We start from the raw sequence: 16,173 nt of genomic DNA, 5'->3' as shown, positions 1-16,173 counted from the left end.
CCTATTGGAGTCTATTCGGAATTTCCATTTTTCTTAATTGCTGGCACATCAGGGACTTCAGGCACAATCGGAATTTCAACGTTACTGCTTTGCTGTTCCTCCATGGCATCCTCCACTTTATGTTCTTCGCTTACATTGTCTTGAGACATGGATTCTTTCATAGCTTTGGATTCAGTGTGTTCTTCATTTTTATTTTTAAAATCACCAGAAGGAACCTTATTGACACCCTCATACGAACCTGCCTTTTCTTCATCTATTTCCATTTGATTGAGATTATTTTCATCAGTGCGGCCGTCTATTTGCCCCTCCATAACATTTTTTTCTTCATTAATATTGTTTGAAGGATTGGAAAACAATATAAGGACTACTACCCCGACCAAACTCGACATAATGACTAAGGACATTCCGGAAAGTAAAAACCATTCTTTTATTTTCATACTTCTCCTTACTATTTAATAAGTAGTCAACCCCAGCACCTTTTGAATAAAGTAAATGCCTCTTTGCCAAAACGACAATGTAGTCTGATATTCTTCAGTTCCCACCGTATATTGGCCTTCTTCATTATTCCACATTCCTGTAAAGTATCGGGAGACTTCCTCCATGATCGCTGTATCATTTGGTCCTTCAATCACAAGATTGTTTTCAAGATTATAATCAACAAGATTTCGTTTTGTGAAATTTGTAGAACCGCTGATTATAGAAGATCGCTCAGACGATTTCACCATCATCATTTTCGGATGAAATTGTTCTTCTTTCACGTCATACCATTTAATCTGAATAAATCCATTTGAATCCTCAACCAGCTCATTCACAACTGGTCTGTTGGGGAGTCCAGTTTTTTTATTGCCAAAAGCTGTTTCATTAGGATCAAGAATTAAGTATACCTGAGCTCCTCTTTCTGTGGCTGCAATAAGCTCATCCAGGACTTCTCTTTCAGATAAATAAAACATTGCCATCCATATCTGATCTCCATCCTTCGCTTTTTTAAGCTTAGACAGAATCTCATGCCATGTTTTACCTTCAGTGGTGTATTTAATTTCAAGATCCCCTTTTTCCTGTTCAGACCCTTTAAATTGAGGAAGGGTTACTTTGGAGTCGCCTAGGTCAATAACGGCCTGTTCTGCAAGAAGCATATCCTGAATAATGGGTCCTTGTACTTCAAAGGCTACATTGCTGTGAAATCCAGACTCGTTATGCGCATTGGCAGATAAAATCATGGCACCCTGGTCTGTGATGACGGCTTTTCTGTGATTGGCTTTTACGTTTGCCATCATCAAGTAGGACCTGGCCGTCATTTTAGGACCATCCTCTACAAAACCATTGGGGAGCCAGCCTGTTCCCTTTTGACCGAACCATTGAATGCCCATACGCCAAAATGCTGAATACAGAGGAGTCGGGTCCCTTAAAGGATCCAAATTCGTCGTGACAACCTCAATACCCGCTTCCTCAAGAGGCTTCAGCCATTCGTTTTCATACGAATAATAGCCTGTGTTCACCGGGTCCGTAATCACAACCATCGGCATATCGGGGTTTTGCTCTTTTTTTGCAAGAAGCTGCTTTGTCAGATTTCCGCTTAGATCGGGGTAGCCCTTGTCTTCACTCACTTTTCCATCAAATAAGAACATATCAATTACGACAAAGTCCTGAGCTTCTTTGATCAGCTGACCAACACGATTAAAAATTTCCTGATCATGCACGGTTTCCCCGCTCTGCGTAAACGTTAAATCCCGGTAAAAAGCAACTTCATCGGTCTTATAGGTTTCACTTTCATACGAAACACCTTGGGGCAAAGGCTTATACTGGTGGTAGCTTAAAACGATAAAAAACAATGCAATAAATATCCCGGCATAAATTCTTTTTTTCTTGCTCCAATGTCGCTGCTTCTTTGCCAAAAAGACTCCTCCAGGACTCCATATTCTATTTAAAATTATTGTAGCCCTTTCGACAAAAAATGACAAGGACGAATGTACTACTCATCTCCAACAGCTTTTAAATCTGACACGATTTCATCAATGGGCACATCACTTATACCATCATAGTTTTTCACCACAGTTCCTTCTTTATCCACTAGATAAAAGCTGGTGCCATGTATTACCTGGTCTGATTCAGGATCATCAGCGACTATAGCCTGAAATGATTCCATAGCAAAATCAATAATTTCTTCCTGAGTATAGCCAGTAAGGAAATCCCATTTACGTTCATTTAGAGAATATGAGGACATAAACTCCTGCAGTGCTTCAGGTGAGTCATTTTCAGGGTCCACGCTGAAAGACAGAATGCGGTAGTCCTCTATCCCTTCAGCCTCAATAGCCTGCTGAATTTCAGTCATATTAAAGGTCATAGGCGGACACACCGTGTCACAATTCGTAAAAATGAAATTTACCAGGGTGGGTGTTCCCTCCACATCGCTTAATTCGACAGTTTCGTTTTGTTGATTTTGATAGGAAAACTCACCTAAATCTCTTTCCATATTTCCTTCAAACCCTCCCGAACAAGCGCTCAAGAGGATACTCATTAATAATGTTCCAATGATCCAACTCTTATTTTTCACTATAACCATCCTTCCATAAAGTCAGCCGTTTATGCCTTATTTAATCCTACAGAAATACTATAAGCCACACAACGACTAACCACTAAGAGCAGTTGTAGATTTTGTGACAGATCATGAAGTGAAAACAAAGCGGGTGGTACTCCCGGTCTTTGTCTGTTCTACTTCAAGTCTCGCTTCAATTCTCTCTTTTAGTTCCGGAACATGAGAAATAATCCCCACCAGCCTGCCGCTGCTTTGGATATCCATTAACGATTCAATCGCCTGGTCAAGTGACTCAGGATCCAGTGTGCCAAAACCTTCGTCTATAAACATTGTTTCAAGCGATACCCCTCCGGCATGCGCTTGTACAACGTCTGCAAGGCCCAATGCCAGTGACAGTGATGCTTTAAATGCTTCTCCTCCCGAAAGAGTCTTAACATGCCTTTGCTGACCTGTGTATTGATCAAAAACCAGCAGTTCAAGGCCCCCTTGCGCGTTGCCTTTTGACCTGTCTTCTTTACGCAGCAGCTGATATCTTCCAGAAGTCATTCGGCTTAGTCTTTCATTGGCAACTGACAAGATATCTTCTAAGTAAAAAGCAAGCACGTAGCGTTCAAACGTTATGCGCAGATGATTTTTCCCATTAGCCATATCGGATAAATGTCCAACCAGCTCATACTCTTTTTCCATCTGAGCGGTCTCTTTTTTATTTTCATTTATCTGCTTTAAAATCTTTTCGTGACGTTCAATATAAAATGACTTATCTTTTTGTTCTTTTTCAGCCATCTCTATTTCCTGGTCAACTTGGTGTATTTTATTATCAAGTCTCTCTAAAGCCGGTTTCTCCTTATTTTCCAGTTCCTTTTTACGAATGCTTAGCTGCTGTTCGGTAAAATACAGGTCTTTTTCAAACGTATTGAGCTCGTTTTCCAAATCGGTCATAGACTTATTGTTCATCAAACAATCTTCTGCTTCTTTTTCATCTCTGAAAGGCGTCTCTGTTAATCGCATCTCCCATTTTTCTCTGGCAGCTCGCACTCTTTCCGTTTCCTTTTGAAGTTCCTCTTCTGACTGATTTTTTCGATTCAAATACGTTTGACAGTTTTCTTTTAATTGGGAAGTAGCGGTTTCGGCTTGTACCAGACGCTGCTCGAACAATGTAATTGAAGTGCTAAGATGCTCTATTTTCTTTAAGTAGCGGGACTCATCCAGGTATTCTTCAGGAATATCCTGGTTCAGCCGTTTAAAGTCACCCTGCATTTCACTCCATTTATCCCGTTTCTCCTGGATACTTTCTTTCATTGCTGTAATCTTGTTATTAATTTGTTCAAGATTCACAATTAATTTCGCTTTTTCTTCTTCAAGCGACTGCTCAGATTTTTGTTTTGCTTCTATTTCCTGAATTCGGTTTTCTGACGTTCGTATGCTGTCGTTCAACCAGGTGGAAAGTTCAAGCAGCGAAGACCATTCTACGCCAATCTTCATCTCTTTCAGCTCGTAAAGCAGCTCTTTTTTTTCGTCATTTACTTCAGCCATTCTTTTCGTCATTTGTTCGATTTCAATTTCACCGCGTTCTTTTTCCGCCAGGACCTTCTGTAATTCTTCTTCCCAGTATGCGAGATCGTTTTCTGATACTTGTTCTTGCTCTTCTTTTATAGGGTGGGGATGATGCTCTGATCCGCAGACAGGACAAGGAGTGCCGTTTTCCAGGTGCTTTGCTAAATGGAAAGCCTGAGAAGAATAAAATAGTTCGCTGATCTCTTTCTTTTTTTGAATCTTGATTTCCAAATCCTGTTTTATCTTTTCCTGAGCCGTTTTCAGCTCATGACCCTTTTTTTCAAGCTGATTGAAAAGATCGCTCAGCTTTAAGGCTCTTTTCGTATGATGAAGTGAATATTGAAGCTGCTGAAGAAGCTGTTTTTCCTCAGATGCTTTCACTCTTTCCCGACCCATTAGCTGCAGGCGTTCATCCGTCCATTTTTTCTTTGCTTCAAACTCTTCAGCTGATTGAATAAGATTTTCAAGCTCTATTTTTTGCTTGACCCCTTCCTCTTTCAGCTTGTCTAGAGATGTTTTGATGAAAGAACGTTCTTTAATTTTCTCTCCTAGCTCCTTGATTTTCCGTAGCTGCTGCTTTTCATGGTCATTTTCATCTTTTTTCGCCTGAATTTCTTCAAGCTTCATTAATTGCTTTCTTAAATTTTCTTCAGAAAGAGCTAAAGATTCCTTATAGGAGGAGATGCTTTGCTCGCGCTGCGCAATTGCGTTTCTCTTTTCTTTTAAATCGACAAACAGCGGCCAGATTATTTCAGCTTTTTTTGCCCTCGTAAGCTTCTCTCTTTTGTCATTCATGTCTTCCTTTTGCTCAATGAGCGTTCTTTGTTTTCGCTGCATTTCTTCATATTGATTAAAAGCGTCTAGCAGATAAATGGCAGCTTGTTTTTCCTGTAAAAGAGAATCTCTGTTTTTCTTATGATTAATTATCGACTTTTCCAAGATTTCTTTTTCCGTTTTCTGAGTTGCTACTAAGTTCCTTGCTAGTTTGATAACCTGTTGTTCAGGGATTGGTTCATTTAAAAGAAGCTCTTTTAATTCGGGCTCATCAAGTGGATCGAGTTCGCCAAAATATTTTAATCTTTCCTGGACCGACTGGCTCACTTTGACGCGCAATTCTCCGGCTTCGGCTTTTAACTTTTCCTGAAATGCCGTATAAATCTCAGTGTGAAACAGCCTTTGCAAGATCCTTTCTTTATCTTTGCTGTCTGATACAAGTAATTTCCTGAACTCTCCTTGGGGAATCATAAGAATTTGCTTAAATTGACCAAAATCAAGCTGCATAATTTCTTTGATTTTTTCATCTGCTTCCCTGACATTTCCTGCAAGAAGTTTTTCTGCATTATTTTCATACACATATAATTCTGCTTTGCTGTTGATAGTTGTGAATCCATCCCCTCTGGCTTTTTTTCGATCCTGTTGAGGTGAACGGATGATTTTATACATTTTATTTTTTAATTCAAACCAAAGCGTGACTTCTGTTAAAAGAGAGTCTTCTGCAAATTGACTCCGTAAATCTGTTCCACTTCTTTCTTCGCCGCTCGTTTTCCCATAAATTGCAAAAGCAATTCCATCGAAAATAGTGGTTTTACCTGATCCAGTTTTACCAGAAATCAAAAACATTGTTCGGTTAGCCAGTTCGTTAAAGTCAACTGTCTCTACTTTTGCATAAGGACCAAACGCCTGCATGGATAGTTTAACGGGTTTCATCGGGCGGCCTCCTTACTCTTGACTTCGTCCATAATGGACGCCGCTTTGTCCTGTTTATCAATGGACCATTGAGACGTAGTCATATCGTCATAAAAACGTTTAAACAGTTCAATGCCCTCTTCTTTCCTTGATTGAATCATGGAAATTTGTCTGACATTCGATTTGTCTCGCATGGCTGCTTTGCGCTCAAGATGAAGGATATTTGGATAGACCTGCTTAAGCTGATTCATCGGGTCGATTAAACCGCCTTCGTCGTGCAGCGTAACCTTTAAATAATCATCACGTTTTTGAGTTTGATAGAATTCCGCATCCAACAAATGGGATAAATAGCCTTCGATCTCTCTCATATCTTTTTTAGGCTTCAATATTTCCTCTTTTACAGATACTTCGCTATCATTTATCTCAACTATTTTCACTGCTTTTCTTTGTCTGGCTTCAGAAAACGAGTACTTCATCAATGACCCGGCATAATGTATAGAGTCGTGCCGAATTGCATCAGGACTGTGCAGATGGCCAAGCGCAGTATAATCGAAGGATTCGAAAAGCTCGCTTCCTACACATCCTGATCCGCCTACAGATAAAGTTCTTTCTGAATCGGTTGTTTTTCCTCCCAGCACAAAAGCATGTCCAACGAAAACATTTGGAACGGTTGAATCTATATGTTTATGAATATCATCCACTATGACTTTCATTGCCTCATGATGCGATGTAATAGAAGAATTTTCATACATTTCACGAATGGGACCCGGCTCTGTAAATGGAACCAAATGAAAATGAACACCTTTAATTTCAATTGCCTGAGAGGCTTTCTCCCATTTACCTTTCATAAATAGTTTGGAGTGCCGGTACCAGCTCGATCCAAATGACAGCCTGTCACCACTATCGTGATTTCCTGAAATTGCAATAATGGGTACACCAAGCTCCACATTTATCGTATAAAGAGTATCATTAAGCAACTTAACGGCTTCAGTCGGTGGAACGGATCGATCGTATAAATCTCCCGCAATCACTAAAGCATCAGGTTTTTCTTTTTGTATAAGCTGTATAAGATCTTCCAAAACATGTTTTTGATCCTCTGTCATGTAAACGCCATGAACGAGTTTGCCTAAATGCCAATCAGCTGTATGAATAAATTTCATTTATGAACGCCTCATTTCTTAGTCATAACTTCCATTATAGCAAATTCAATTCTTTCCTACTAATTCCTCTTTTTAAGATGGATAGGTTCAATAGGGATAATATTAATTAAATGCACACTTCAATATCTATATTTTTATAAGCTTGTCCGCATAAAAATTCATACTTTAGGCGGATGTATTATTTATAATATTCTGATAATATTACATTACACTTGAAAGGAGGGACGCTGCATGCGTAAAGTTGAAAATGATTTTATTAAAGAAATGGAACAAAAGGTGGATGATTATGTCACGGTGACGGCGGACGACCAAAACTTTTATAACATTCGTCGCGAGAATTTACATCAGCTCGTTTCCCTCGGTTACAGACAAATTAAATAAATCCTGCTGTAAATGGTAAGTCAGCTGCAGATTAAAGAGGACTCAGACAAAGAATCTGTGTCCTTCCTTATTTTCCTCAGCCAATCAATGTTGATGTCAGCTTTATTGTCCCTTATAATAAGATGTAATGGATCTTATATTGAGGTGAAGCATGATGCTTGACGGATGGTTTTTATGGTTTATATTGTTCTGGATTGTTGTTCTCATCAGTTTATTTGCGATAGGCGGATTTTTTATGTTTAGGAAATTTCTCAAAAGAATGCCTAAACAGGATGGTAAATCCGATTTGGATTGGGAAGAGCATTATGTAAAAGAAACCATTCACTTGTGGGGCAGAAATGAACTTGCTCTGCTTGAGGATTTAGTCAGCCCCGTGCCGGAATTATTCAGGGATGTAGCTAAACAAAAAATAGCAGGAAAAATAGGTGAACTTGCTATAGAGGAAAAAGCAAAAAAAATTGATCTTGACCTTGTGATACGAGGCTATATTATCGCTACTCCTAAACGTGATCATAAGTTTCTTCGCAAAAAAATGTCTGACATGAATATTGATTTGCATTCATACGAGGATTTATTTGCTTAAAAGCAATACCATGTACATTTGCCATAAAAAAACAATCTCACAGTGAGATTGTTTTTTTATGCGAATTGAGAAGCTTCTTTTGCTGCTGACCCGGTCAGCTTTCGATACTGAAAATACATCGCAACTCTCCAGGGTACGATCATCCCAAAAGCCAATACCCAAAACATTCCGCTTAAAGCGCCAAGATCGATCGTTGAACTAAGTAAAACTTTCAGGATTACTCTAAGAATCAACAGGCCAATAAGAATAAAGGGAAAGGCTTTTGAAGGCTTTAAGAAAATCCCTTTTTCCTGTACCTCAAACTTAGAGGTTTTAATAAGGACAATGGAAAAAATCATCCCGACAAGTAAAGCCTCAATAAATTCAATGGGTGTCAAGCGAAAAAAAGGAAACAGAAACATTAATGCACCCGTACTCATAAATATTGGAGGCAAAATAATCTTTTTTGCTGACACAGGGCGTTTCGCTGCTTTCATTCGTACCATCAGGACGAGTGAGCCCATCAGAACGGCAGCAACGGTTGACCAAAATACAGGCATGCAGACTCCACCTTTTTACCTTAATACACTTATTATATAAGAGATGATGACTTTTGTAAAAATCATTTAAAAATAAAACCGATTCTTATAGAATCGGTTCGCTTCCATCCGTTCATTTCTCAGCTCATTGAAGTCTTCAGGAAGATTTCATTACTCTGTTTAAGGAATCAATGACTCTGCTGCCATCAAAAGGTTTCACAATAAAATCTTTTGCTCCGGCTTCAATGGCCTCAATGACCATCTTCTGCTGGCCCATCGCTGAACACATAACCACTTTTGCCTCCGGAAACTCTGATAAAATTTTCTTCGCTGCTGTTAAACCATCCATGACCGGCATGGTTATATCCATTGTAACAAGATCCGGGCGCAGCGATCGGTATTGAGCAATTGCTTCCTCACCGTTTTCGGCTTCCCCTATTACGTTATAATTTGATTGGCTGAGCATATTACTTAACGTCATTCTCATAAATTTAGCGTCATCAACGATTAACACATTTCCCATCTGCCTCACCCTTATATATGGAGTATACCATTACTATACTCCTGATACTAAAGTCCTGCAAGCATTAAGAGTGTATATTATACTAGAAACCTTCAAAACCACCAAAAAACGGAGATAGCAGCGTAATAATATATGTCAATCCGTCAAAGAACAGGACAATCCCCATTACAATCATCACCCATCCACCGACAATTGTAATTTTACTGCTATTCCGCTTAATCCATTGCATTTTTCCAAGAAAGAAGGAAAGAAGGAAAAAAGGAAGAGCAAACCCTAAGAAGTAAGCCATCATATATATCATTGCTGATTCAGGGTGTGTAGCAGCTAATGCTGTAACTGCCGCTAATATAGGACCGCTGCATGGAGTCCATCCTGCTGCAAATGCCAAACCGATTAACGAGGAGCCTAAATATCCGGCCGGCCTGTTTTTAAATTCAAATCTTCTTTCTTTCATCATAAATTGCGGAGTGATCAACCCGACAATCATCAATCCAAAAAAGACTATTAATATAGAGCCTATTTGCCGGATTGGATCCTTATAAATTATAAAAAATTCATAAAACCAGGATGAGGTAAATCCGATGGCTATAAACACAAGAGAAAACCCTAAAAGGAAAAATAACGTATGCAGCATGCTCCGTTTTTGCATCATCCCATTTTCCTCTGATAACTCCCGAACAGACATTCCCGTTATGTAAGATAAAAATGCTGGATATAAAGGCAGCACGCAAGGCGAAATAAAACTTAGAAATCCTGCTGCAAATGCAATGAATATATTTAAATCAGTCAAACAAAAACCCCCTGTTGCTTTTTCATAAGTAATGCGTCTTAATCAGTTTATCACTCCTTACTCTCCATTAGTACAAAGGGAGTTCCAAACTTTTTGTGACATCTCGTTTAAAGAACATTCCATCCTTAAGGCCCTTATCCTGAAAAAGAGCGGTGAATAGTTAAAAAAATAATATTTTTATCATAAATAAATATAAAATAATGCTTTGCAGTATATTTACTTTGAATTATGGGCATAACTTTTGTATAATAGACTACAAGTTACAGCAATTACAAAAAATGTATGGGTTAGAAATAGGAAACTCATCGAAAGGACAACCTATATGGCTGACCAGTACCGACTGCTCAATCAAATTGAAAAGAAAAGACAAGTACTGATCAATGCAGTGGCCAAAGAAGGTCTTAACTCCTCATTAGCAGTTCAATATTCTCAGGAACTCGATGATTTACTTAACCATTACGATCGCTTGTTTACAGAAAACGTTCACCATTCTCCTGGATCGCTTGCTCAGGCTTGAAATTAAATTCGAACAAAAAACAATCAGTGAAATTTCTTCGCTGATTGTTTTTTAATTTAGTATTCATAATTTTATTATGTTAACATATGTCTTCTAAAAAAGCACTTCCTCATTGGAAGTGCTTTCCTCTTATTTAGACTGCTGCTTATTCATCGCACTCATCATTTGATTAATTTTCTTTTGCGATGGTTTTTGTCCCATCTGCATCATCATCATTCGAAGCATTTGCTCATTGATTGGCGGATTTTTCTTAAGATACGTCATCATATACTTACGTGCGATGAAGAATCCAAGCGCAACACCTGCTAGCAAAGCCACGACAATTAAAACAATCGCAAGCCATAATTCCATCTTTCATTTCCTCCTATCAGTTCTCTCTATAAAAGTGTACAAGATCATAGTCGATTATACAATGATTTCTTTCTACTTCCTAGATATATTGAACCTAATTTCTTTTCCATTCCTCTTTATTTTACAAGTAGATAGAAAAAGCTGAAGACATTTGTCTCCAGCATTTTTTCTTAGGATTCAAGCAGTGACTTAACTCTTGCAACCACGTTTTCAACGCTGAAACCATACTCTTTTAAAACGGTTGCTCCTGGTGCTGATGCACCAAATGTAGAGATTCCTAACACATCTCCTTCATCCCCGGTGTATCGTTCCCAGCCCAGTGGTGCAGCCATTTCAATTCCAAGGCGTTTTTTCACGTTTTTCGGCAGTACAGACTCTTTATATTCTTTTGATTGCTTTTCGAATCGATCCCACGATGGCATTGAAACGACTGTTACATCAATGTTTTCTTTTTGAAGAGCCTGTTGTGCTTCGTAAGCTAATGTTACTTCAGAACCTGAAGCTAATAGCAGCGCGTCTGCTGTTTCTTTCTGAGCTGCTGATACTACATAGGCACCTTTTTTCACGCCTTCATATGCTTTATCTGCTGTAGCAGGCAAGGTCTTTAGATTTTGACGAGTTAAAACAAGAACAGTTGGGTGGTCAGTTGCTTCAATTGACAACCTCCAAGCTGCTGCGGTTTCATTTCCATCTGCCGGTCGCACTACCGATAGATTCGGCATTGCACGAAGCGATGGCAGCTGTTCTACCGGTTCGTGAGTCGGACCATCTTCACCGACTGCAATGCTGTCATGTGTGAAAACGTACGTTACTGGCACACCCATCAAAGCAGACAAGCGAATTGCCGGTCTTACATAATCACTGAATACGAAGAACGTTCCTCCATAAACATGCAGACCTCCGTGCAGAGCCATGCCATTTAAAGCTGCTCCCATGGCAAATTCCCGAACACCAAACCAGATATTACGTCCATCTGGTGTTTCAGCTGTAAAATCTTTTTCTTCTTTCATCATCGTATTATTTGAACCTGCAAGGTCTGCTGATCCTCCAAACAATGTTGGAAGAGATTTAGCAAGAGCATTTACTGTTTCACCCGATGAAGCACGGCTGGCGATACTTTTTCCTTCTTCAAAGACAGGAAGCGAATCCTCCCAGCCCTCTGGAAGCTTTCCGTCCAATGCGTCACTTAATTCTTTAGCTAGTTCAGGGTAAGCCTGTTTGTATGCGGCGAAACGTTCATTCCATTCTTTTTCTGCTTTTTCGCCATTTTGACCTACCAGCTCGTCAAAACGCTCATATACTTCATTTGGCACATGGAATGCCTCTTCATAAAGCCATTCATACGCTTTTTTAACCAATGCTGTCTCGTCCGTACCAAGCGGAGCACCGTGAACTTTTGATGATCCCGCTCTATTTGGAGATCCAAAACCAATTACAGTCTTAATCTCGATCATCGTAGGACGTGAAGAATCAGCTTTTGCTTGTTCAATCGCATCAGCCACGTTGCCGATGTCATTTCCATCGTCTACTCGGATATACTGCCAATTGTAGGATTCAAAGCGTTTTTTAACACTTTCAGAGAAAGAACGATCAAGATCTCCATCAAGTGAAATATCATTGGAATCATACAGTACAACAAGCTTGTCAAGTTTAAGATGACCTGCTAAAGAAGCAGACTCAGAAGAAATGCCTTCCATTAAATCTCCATCACCACATAAAGCATATGTATAATGGTCGACTACATTATGGTCCTCTTTATTAAATTTCCCGGCAAGATGTTTTTCAGCCATTGCCATCCCTACAGCCATTCCTAAACCTTGTCCTAAGGGTCCAGTTGTCGCTTCTACCCCTTTGGTGTGTTTATATTCAGGGTGTCCAGGTGTTTTTGATCCCCACTGGCGGAAGTTTTTAATTTCTTCCATTGGAAGATCGTAGCCTGAAAGGTGAAGCAGGCTGTATAAAAGCATGGAACCATGACCGGCAGAAAGAACAAAGCGGTCCCTGTTAAACCAGTCTGGGTTTTTTGGATTATGGTTCATGAATCGAGTCCATAGAGTGTATGCAAAAGGTGCAGCTCCCATAGGCAAACCTGGGTGACCGGAATTTGCCTGATCAATCGCATCAATAGAAATTGTACGAATTGTATTAATTGCTAAATCATCCATTTTAGTAAACATCAACAACATCCCTTTCATTTCTTCATATATGATCTCTATTGTACGCAAAATCATGCAGATGTACAAACATCTTCCCATTCAATTTTTAAAAAAGCAGGTTACTATGGTATGATTCTGCCCAAAACACGCCAAACAGAGTAGATGGAGGGTAAGATTTAGAGACTGAACGAAAATTTAAGAATAAAAAAGCAAAAAAAGACCACAGCCGGTCTAATCCCGCTGTAAGTCTTTTGACAATCATCATGTATTTTGCATCACTAGTCCAAAAATCCATGTTTAGTGCAATTTTTTTCTATTCTTTAAATCTTTTACTTTTTGAGGAGTTACGTCTTTTCCTTCAGGATCGATTACCTTAACATTTTCAATTGTCTCTTTCATTGTTCCTCTGAAAGCTTTCAGATATTCTTGACGCAATTCCTTTTGTTCAGCTGCTTCTTTCTCAGACAAGGAATCCTTTTTTGCTTTATTCGATAAAAAATTTATACGGTCTAACTTTTCTTTAGGTAACATTACTGCCATCCTTTCGCTCTGTAGATCAAATTATTTCAATCTTACATAAAACTGAAAGGATTATCAAGAACCACGTTTTAGTTTCTATTCTTCCGCTTCTTTTAATGAAATCAGCTCTCTGTATCTTCGATGCACAGTTGCTTTTGAAACATCATGGCCAAGCCCTCTCAATGTTGCAGCTATATCATGAAAAGTAAGTCCGTTTTTCCTTAAACGGACAATTTCTTCTATAGGAACCGGTATCTTATCCCGGCCATCTTTGTTTCCGCGATTTTTCAGATTTTTTTCCGGACGAAACCCTTTTTCAACTGCCCGCTTCATCCCTCTTTTAATTTTAAGATTATGAAGCTTTCTCTGATGTTCCTCGACCATACTGACAATTTGCAAAATCATCGTATCTGACTCAGACAGCTGAAGCTCTCCATCATGACTGACAGAATAAATGGTAACCCCTTCTTTTATTAAGGTATGGATAAGAGCAATTTTTGCATTCCCTCTTCCAATTCGGGTTTCATCCTGGATAAGAAGACCGGTAATATTCTGCTGTTTAATTAATTCTAATAAATAGAATACTCCATCTCTTTCAAGATCGTAGCCGCTTGCCTGTTCCTTAATGGTTTCAATTATCTCAAATCCGTTCCTAAGAGCGAGCGATGCCAGTTCTTCTTCCTGGCGGTTCAATGAGGTCTCCTGTGATTCTTTTTCAGTGCTCACACGGCAGTACACAATGACTTTCATTAGTAAATCTCCTTTTATACACCAAGTTATTAATCCTCTGATGCAAGTTGAATATCATCTTCAGTATAATAATCTTCAGATTGTACAGGAAGCACAAGTGTGTCCCCTTCTTTTATAGTATGTGAAGAAAGTTTATTTTCTGAAGTCACCCATTCAATGAATTCCTTTTCTGATAATGAAAGACTTTTCCCATATTCCTGTGAAAGCTCCCACAGTGTATCCCCCTGCTGTACTTTAATTTCAACCAGGCTGCTGCCCTGATCATCTGCAGCTGAAAATGTTAGGTAAAGCCCAAAAATAAAGGTTATAACAATAAATAAAATAACAAAAGAATATTTTTCTATCAGTTTCGACATTGTTCTGCCTCCCAGACCGAATATTTGTTCGTATTTGTTGCTTTTAGTATAAACCGAACATTTGTACGGGTCAAGTTAAAAATTCGAACTTATGTTTGTATTTTTATAAAATTCATGATATAATATAGGTAAGAATTGGATAATGAAAAGAGGGACGGCTGTATGAAAAAACTATCAAAAAGACAATTGGACATACTCGATTTTATTAAAAGAGAAGTTAAAGACAAAGGATATCCACCCTCCGTCCGTGAAATCGGACTGGCAGTTGGACTTGCATCAAGTTCAACCGTTCACGGCCATCTTGCCCGCCTGGAAAATAAAGGCCTGATTAGAAGAGATCCTACAAAACCTAGAGCAATTGAGATAATGAATTTAGATGAAGATACAATTCCAACGCAGCGCGTGGTTAATGTTCCTCTCGTCGGTAAAGTAACTGCCGGTTCGCCCATTACGGCAATTGAAAATGTCGAAGAATACTTTCCGCTGCCAGAGCGGCTTGCTGCAAATGAAGAAGCGGTTTTTATGCTTGAAATCATGGGGGACTCCATGATAGAAGCAGGTATATTGAATGGTGATTACGTTATTGTCAAACAGCAGCAATCAGCAAACAATGGCGAAATTGTTGTGGCAATGACTGATGAAGAAGAAGCTACCGTGAAACGGTTCTTTAAAGAACAGAGTCACGTCCGCCTTCAGCCGGAAAATTCTTCAATGGCTCCGATCATATTAAATTCAGTCAGTATTTTAGGAAAAGTAATCGGAGTATATAGACAGGTTCATTAATATTCCAAAACCGGGTAAGCTTCCGGTTTTTTTCTTTTTTAAACTTATGAAGCTTGTCCTTTATCTATGCTTTAATTTCTACATATATCTATTTACGGAGGTTTTAAGCGGTGAATTTTACAGCGTTAGATTTTGAAACTGCCAACCGAAGCCGCAGCAGCGTATGTTCTGTGGGTGTGGTGGAAGTTACGAACGGCATTATTACAAATGAATATTATTCTCTTATTAATCCTATGCAGAGATTTGATCCAATCAATTGCAGCATTCACGGTATATATGAAAAAGATGTTCAATCAGCTCCTACTTTCTCAGAATATTGGCCAGCTCTCAAGGAGCAGCTTGAAAACAAAGTGGTTATTGCGCACAATGCCAGCTTTGATATGGGTGTTCTTCGGGCAAGCTTGGACGCTATGTACTGCAGCTATCCAACTATTGACTATGGATGCTCTTATATACTTGCTAAAAAAGCATATCCTTCTCTTCAAAGCTACAGGCTGTCTTCTATTGCAGACATGCTTAATATTCCCCTTAAGCATCACCAGGCACTCGATGATGCACGTGCTTCTGCTAAAATAGTCTTAGAAATAGGAAACCGTGAGGAAATTACTACGATCGAAGATCTTCATGAAAAAATGGGCGTAACTTCAGGAAGGATCTATCCAGGGGGTTACAGAGCAGCATCCGGAGCCAGAAAGAAAGTATCAACTAAGCGCTCGTCATTTTACAGATAAACGATTTTTAAATTATTAGTTTATTTTATCCATTTTACGTGTAAACAATTACCATAGGGTGATATGAGGAGGATTTCTTATGCGTACGCTTTTCGCAGAAGCACGACGTAAGTTTGCAGAGGACGCTGTCAGTCAGGAGCGCAAAAAAGATCTGAAAAGCAAAGCCAAAACTTCCCGCCCAAAATTCAGGAATAAAGCCTGACCAATTGATTTAATTTAATGAACCACCCTATGGAATCCTCTTTGTGACCTCAGTGTCGGAAAGGGGATTTTTAAGGAACA

The 16,173-nt window shown here is 39.1% G+C and carries 19 protein-coding genes; 6 read left to right on the top strand and 13 right to left on the bottom strand.

The window, feature by feature from the left end; translation table 11 throughout:
• Positions 1-11: 11 nt before the first annotated feature.
• The 5 genes from ACQCT8_RS04570 to ACQCT8_RS04550 all read right to left on the bottom strand — a co-directional run bounded on the left by ACQCT8_RS04570 (position 12) and on the right by ACQCT8_RS04550 (position 6,933).
• Positions 12-437, bottom strand: a complete 426-nt coding sequence (locus ACQCT8_RS04570) for a hypothetical protein (RefSeq protein WP_426868850.1) — start codon at positions 435-437, stop codon at positions 12-14.
• A gap of 15 nt (positions 438-452) precedes the next feature.
• Positions 453-1,892, bottom strand: coding sequence for a phospholipase D family protein (locus tag ACQCT8_RS04565; RefSeq protein WP_426868848.1), 1,440 nt, complete (start codon positions 1,890-1,892; stop codon positions 453-455).
• A 77-nt stretch (positions 1,893-1,969) separates the two neighbouring features.
• The gene (locus ACQCT8_RS04560) at positions 1,970-2,560 is read right to left on the bottom strand and encodes an SCO family protein (protein ID WP_426868846.1); all 591 of its coding nucleotides are present in this window, start codon (positions 2,558-2,560) and stop codon (positions 1,970-1,972) included.
• Between the two features lie 102 nt (positions 2,561-2,662).
• A complete protein-coding gene (locus tag ACQCT8_RS04555; RefSeq protein ID WP_426868844.1) occupies positions 2,663-5,794 on the bottom strand; it encodes an SbcC/MukB-like Walker B domain-containing protein in 3,132 nt (1,043 codons plus the stop codon).
• On the bottom strand, positions 5,791-6,933 hold the full coding sequence (locus tag ACQCT8_RS04550; RefSeq protein WP_426868842.1) for an exonuclease SbcCD subunit D: 1,143 nt from the start codon (positions 6,931-6,933) through the stop codon (positions 5,791-5,793). The genes ACQCT8_RS04555 and ACQCT8_RS04550 overlap by 4 nt, the downstream gene beginning before the upstream one ends.
• A 231-nt stretch (positions 6,934-7,164) precedes the next feature.
• On the opposite strand from ACQCT8_RS04550, the gene ACQCT8_RS04545 reads away from it, so the two are divergent.
• Both ACQCT8_RS04545 and ACQCT8_RS04540 read left to right on the top strand, forming a co-directional pair.
• Entirely contained in the window at positions 7,165-7,314 is a 150-nt protein-coding gene (locus tag ACQCT8_RS04545; protein ID WP_278239110.1) for a hypothetical protein, read from the top strand.
• A 154-nt stretch (positions 7,315-7,468) separates the two neighbouring features.
• Complete coding sequence (locus tag ACQCT8_RS04540) at positions 7,469-7,897, top strand: DUF2621 family protein (RefSeq protein ID WP_426868840.1); 429 nt, start codon at positions 7,469-7,471, stop codon at positions 7,895-7,897.
• Positions 7,898-7,953: 56 nt separating this feature from the next.
• Here the strand turns inward: ACQCT8_RS04540 and ACQCT8_RS04535 are convergent, their stop codons facing one another.
• The 3 genes from ACQCT8_RS04535 to ACQCT8_RS04525 form a co-directional block, all read right to left on the bottom strand.
• The gene (locus tag ACQCT8_RS04535) at positions 7,954-8,436 is read right to left on the bottom strand and encodes a CcdC family protein (RefSeq protein WP_426868839.1); all 483 of its coding nucleotides are present in this window, start codon (positions 8,434-8,436) and stop codon (positions 7,954-7,956) included.
• A gap of 136 nt (positions 8,437-8,572) precedes the next feature.
• Positions 8,573-8,938 carry a response regulator gene (locus tag ACQCT8_RS04530; RefSeq protein ID WP_426868837.1) on the bottom strand — a complete coding sequence of 122 codons (366 nt, stop codon included), beginning with the start codon at positions 8,936-8,938 and terminating at the stop codon, positions 8,573-8,575.
• Positions 8,939-9,020: 82 nt separating this feature from the next.
• Positions 9,021-9,728: a cytochrome c biogenesis CcdA family protein gene (locus ACQCT8_RS04525; RefSeq protein ID WP_426868835.1), complete on the bottom strand. Its 708-nt coding sequence runs from the start codon at positions 9,726-9,728 to the stop codon at positions 9,021-9,023.
• Positions 9,729-10,050: 322 nt separating this feature from the next.
• Between ACQCT8_RS04525 and ACQCT8_RS04520 the strand changes: the two genes are divergently transcribed.
• Positions 10,051-10,245: a Spo0E family sporulation regulatory protein-aspartic acid phosphatase gene (locus tag ACQCT8_RS04520; RefSeq protein WP_426868833.1), complete on the top strand. Its 195-nt coding sequence runs from the start codon at positions 10,051-10,053 to the stop codon at positions 10,243-10,245.
• A 129-nt stretch (positions 10,246-10,374) separates the two neighbouring features.
• On the opposite strand, the gene ACQCT8_RS04515 is transcribed toward ACQCT8_RS04520, so the two are convergent.
• The 5 genes from ACQCT8_RS04515 to yneA all read right to left on the bottom strand — a co-directional run bounded on the left by ACQCT8_RS04515 (position 10,375) and on the right by yneA (position 14,377).
• On the bottom strand, positions 10,375-10,596 hold the full coding sequence (locus ACQCT8_RS04515; RefSeq protein ID WP_041057670.1) for a YneF family protein: 222 nt from the start codon (positions 10,594-10,596) through the stop codon (positions 10,375-10,377).
• A gap of 170 nt (positions 10,597-10,766) precedes the next feature.
• Positions 10,767-12,773, bottom strand: coding sequence for a transketolase (gene tkt / locus ACQCT8_RS04510; RefSeq protein ID WP_426868831.1), 2,007 nt, complete (start codon positions 12,771-12,773; stop codon positions 10,767-10,769).
• Between the two features lie 276 nt (positions 12,774-13,049).
• Entirely contained in the window at positions 13,050-13,283 is a 234-nt protein-coding gene (locus ACQCT8_RS04505) for a DUF896 domain-containing protein (protein WP_426868829.1), read from the bottom strand.
• An 84-nt stretch (positions 13,284-13,367) separates the two neighbouring features.
• The gene (locus ACQCT8_RS04500) at positions 13,368-14,021 is read right to left on the bottom strand and encodes a YneB family resolvase-like protein (RefSeq protein ID WP_426868827.1); all 654 of its coding nucleotides are present in this window, start codon (positions 14,019-14,021) and stop codon (positions 13,368-13,370) included.
• Positions 14,022-14,050: 29 nt separating this feature from the next.
• Positions 14,051-14,377 carry a cell division suppressor protein YneA gene (gene yneA, locus ACQCT8_RS04495; protein WP_426868825.1) on the bottom strand — a complete coding sequence of 109 codons (327 nt, stop codon included), beginning with the start codon at positions 14,375-14,377 and terminating at the stop codon, positions 14,051-14,053.
• 162 nt (positions 14,378-14,539) lie between these two features.
• Here yneA and lexA point away from each other — a divergent pair, with 162 nt between their 5' ends.
• The 3 genes from lexA to ACQCT8_RS04480 all read left to right on the top strand — a co-directional run bounded on the left by lexA (position 14,540) and on the right by ACQCT8_RS04480 (position 16,093).
• Positions 14,540-15,160 (top strand): transcriptional repressor LexA, encoded by a 621-nt coding sequence (gene lexA / locus ACQCT8_RS04490; RefSeq protein WP_426868823.1) that lies wholly within the window; start codon positions 14,540-14,542, stop codon positions 15,158-15,160.
• Between the two features lie 110 nt (positions 15,161-15,270).
• Positions 15,271-15,891, top strand: coding sequence for a 3'-5' exonuclease (locus ACQCT8_RS04485; protein WP_426868821.1), 621 nt, complete (start codon positions 15,271-15,273; stop codon positions 15,889-15,891).
• 79 nt (positions 15,892-15,970) lie between these two features.
• A complete protein-coding gene (locus ACQCT8_RS04480; protein ID WP_426868819.1) occupies positions 15,971-16,093 on the top strand; it encodes a hypothetical protein in 123 nt (40 codons plus the stop codon).
• The last annotated feature ends 80 nt before the right edge of the window (positions 16,094-16,173 follow it).

Origin of the sequence: Jeotgalibacillus proteolyticus (assembly GCF_050107735.1) — a bacterium.
GTDB lineage: Bacteria > Bacillota > Bacilli > Bacillales > Jeotgalibacillaceae > Jeotgalibacillus > Jeotgalibacillus proteolyticus_A.
This window is presented reverse-complemented; position numbering and strand designations above follow the sequence as displayed.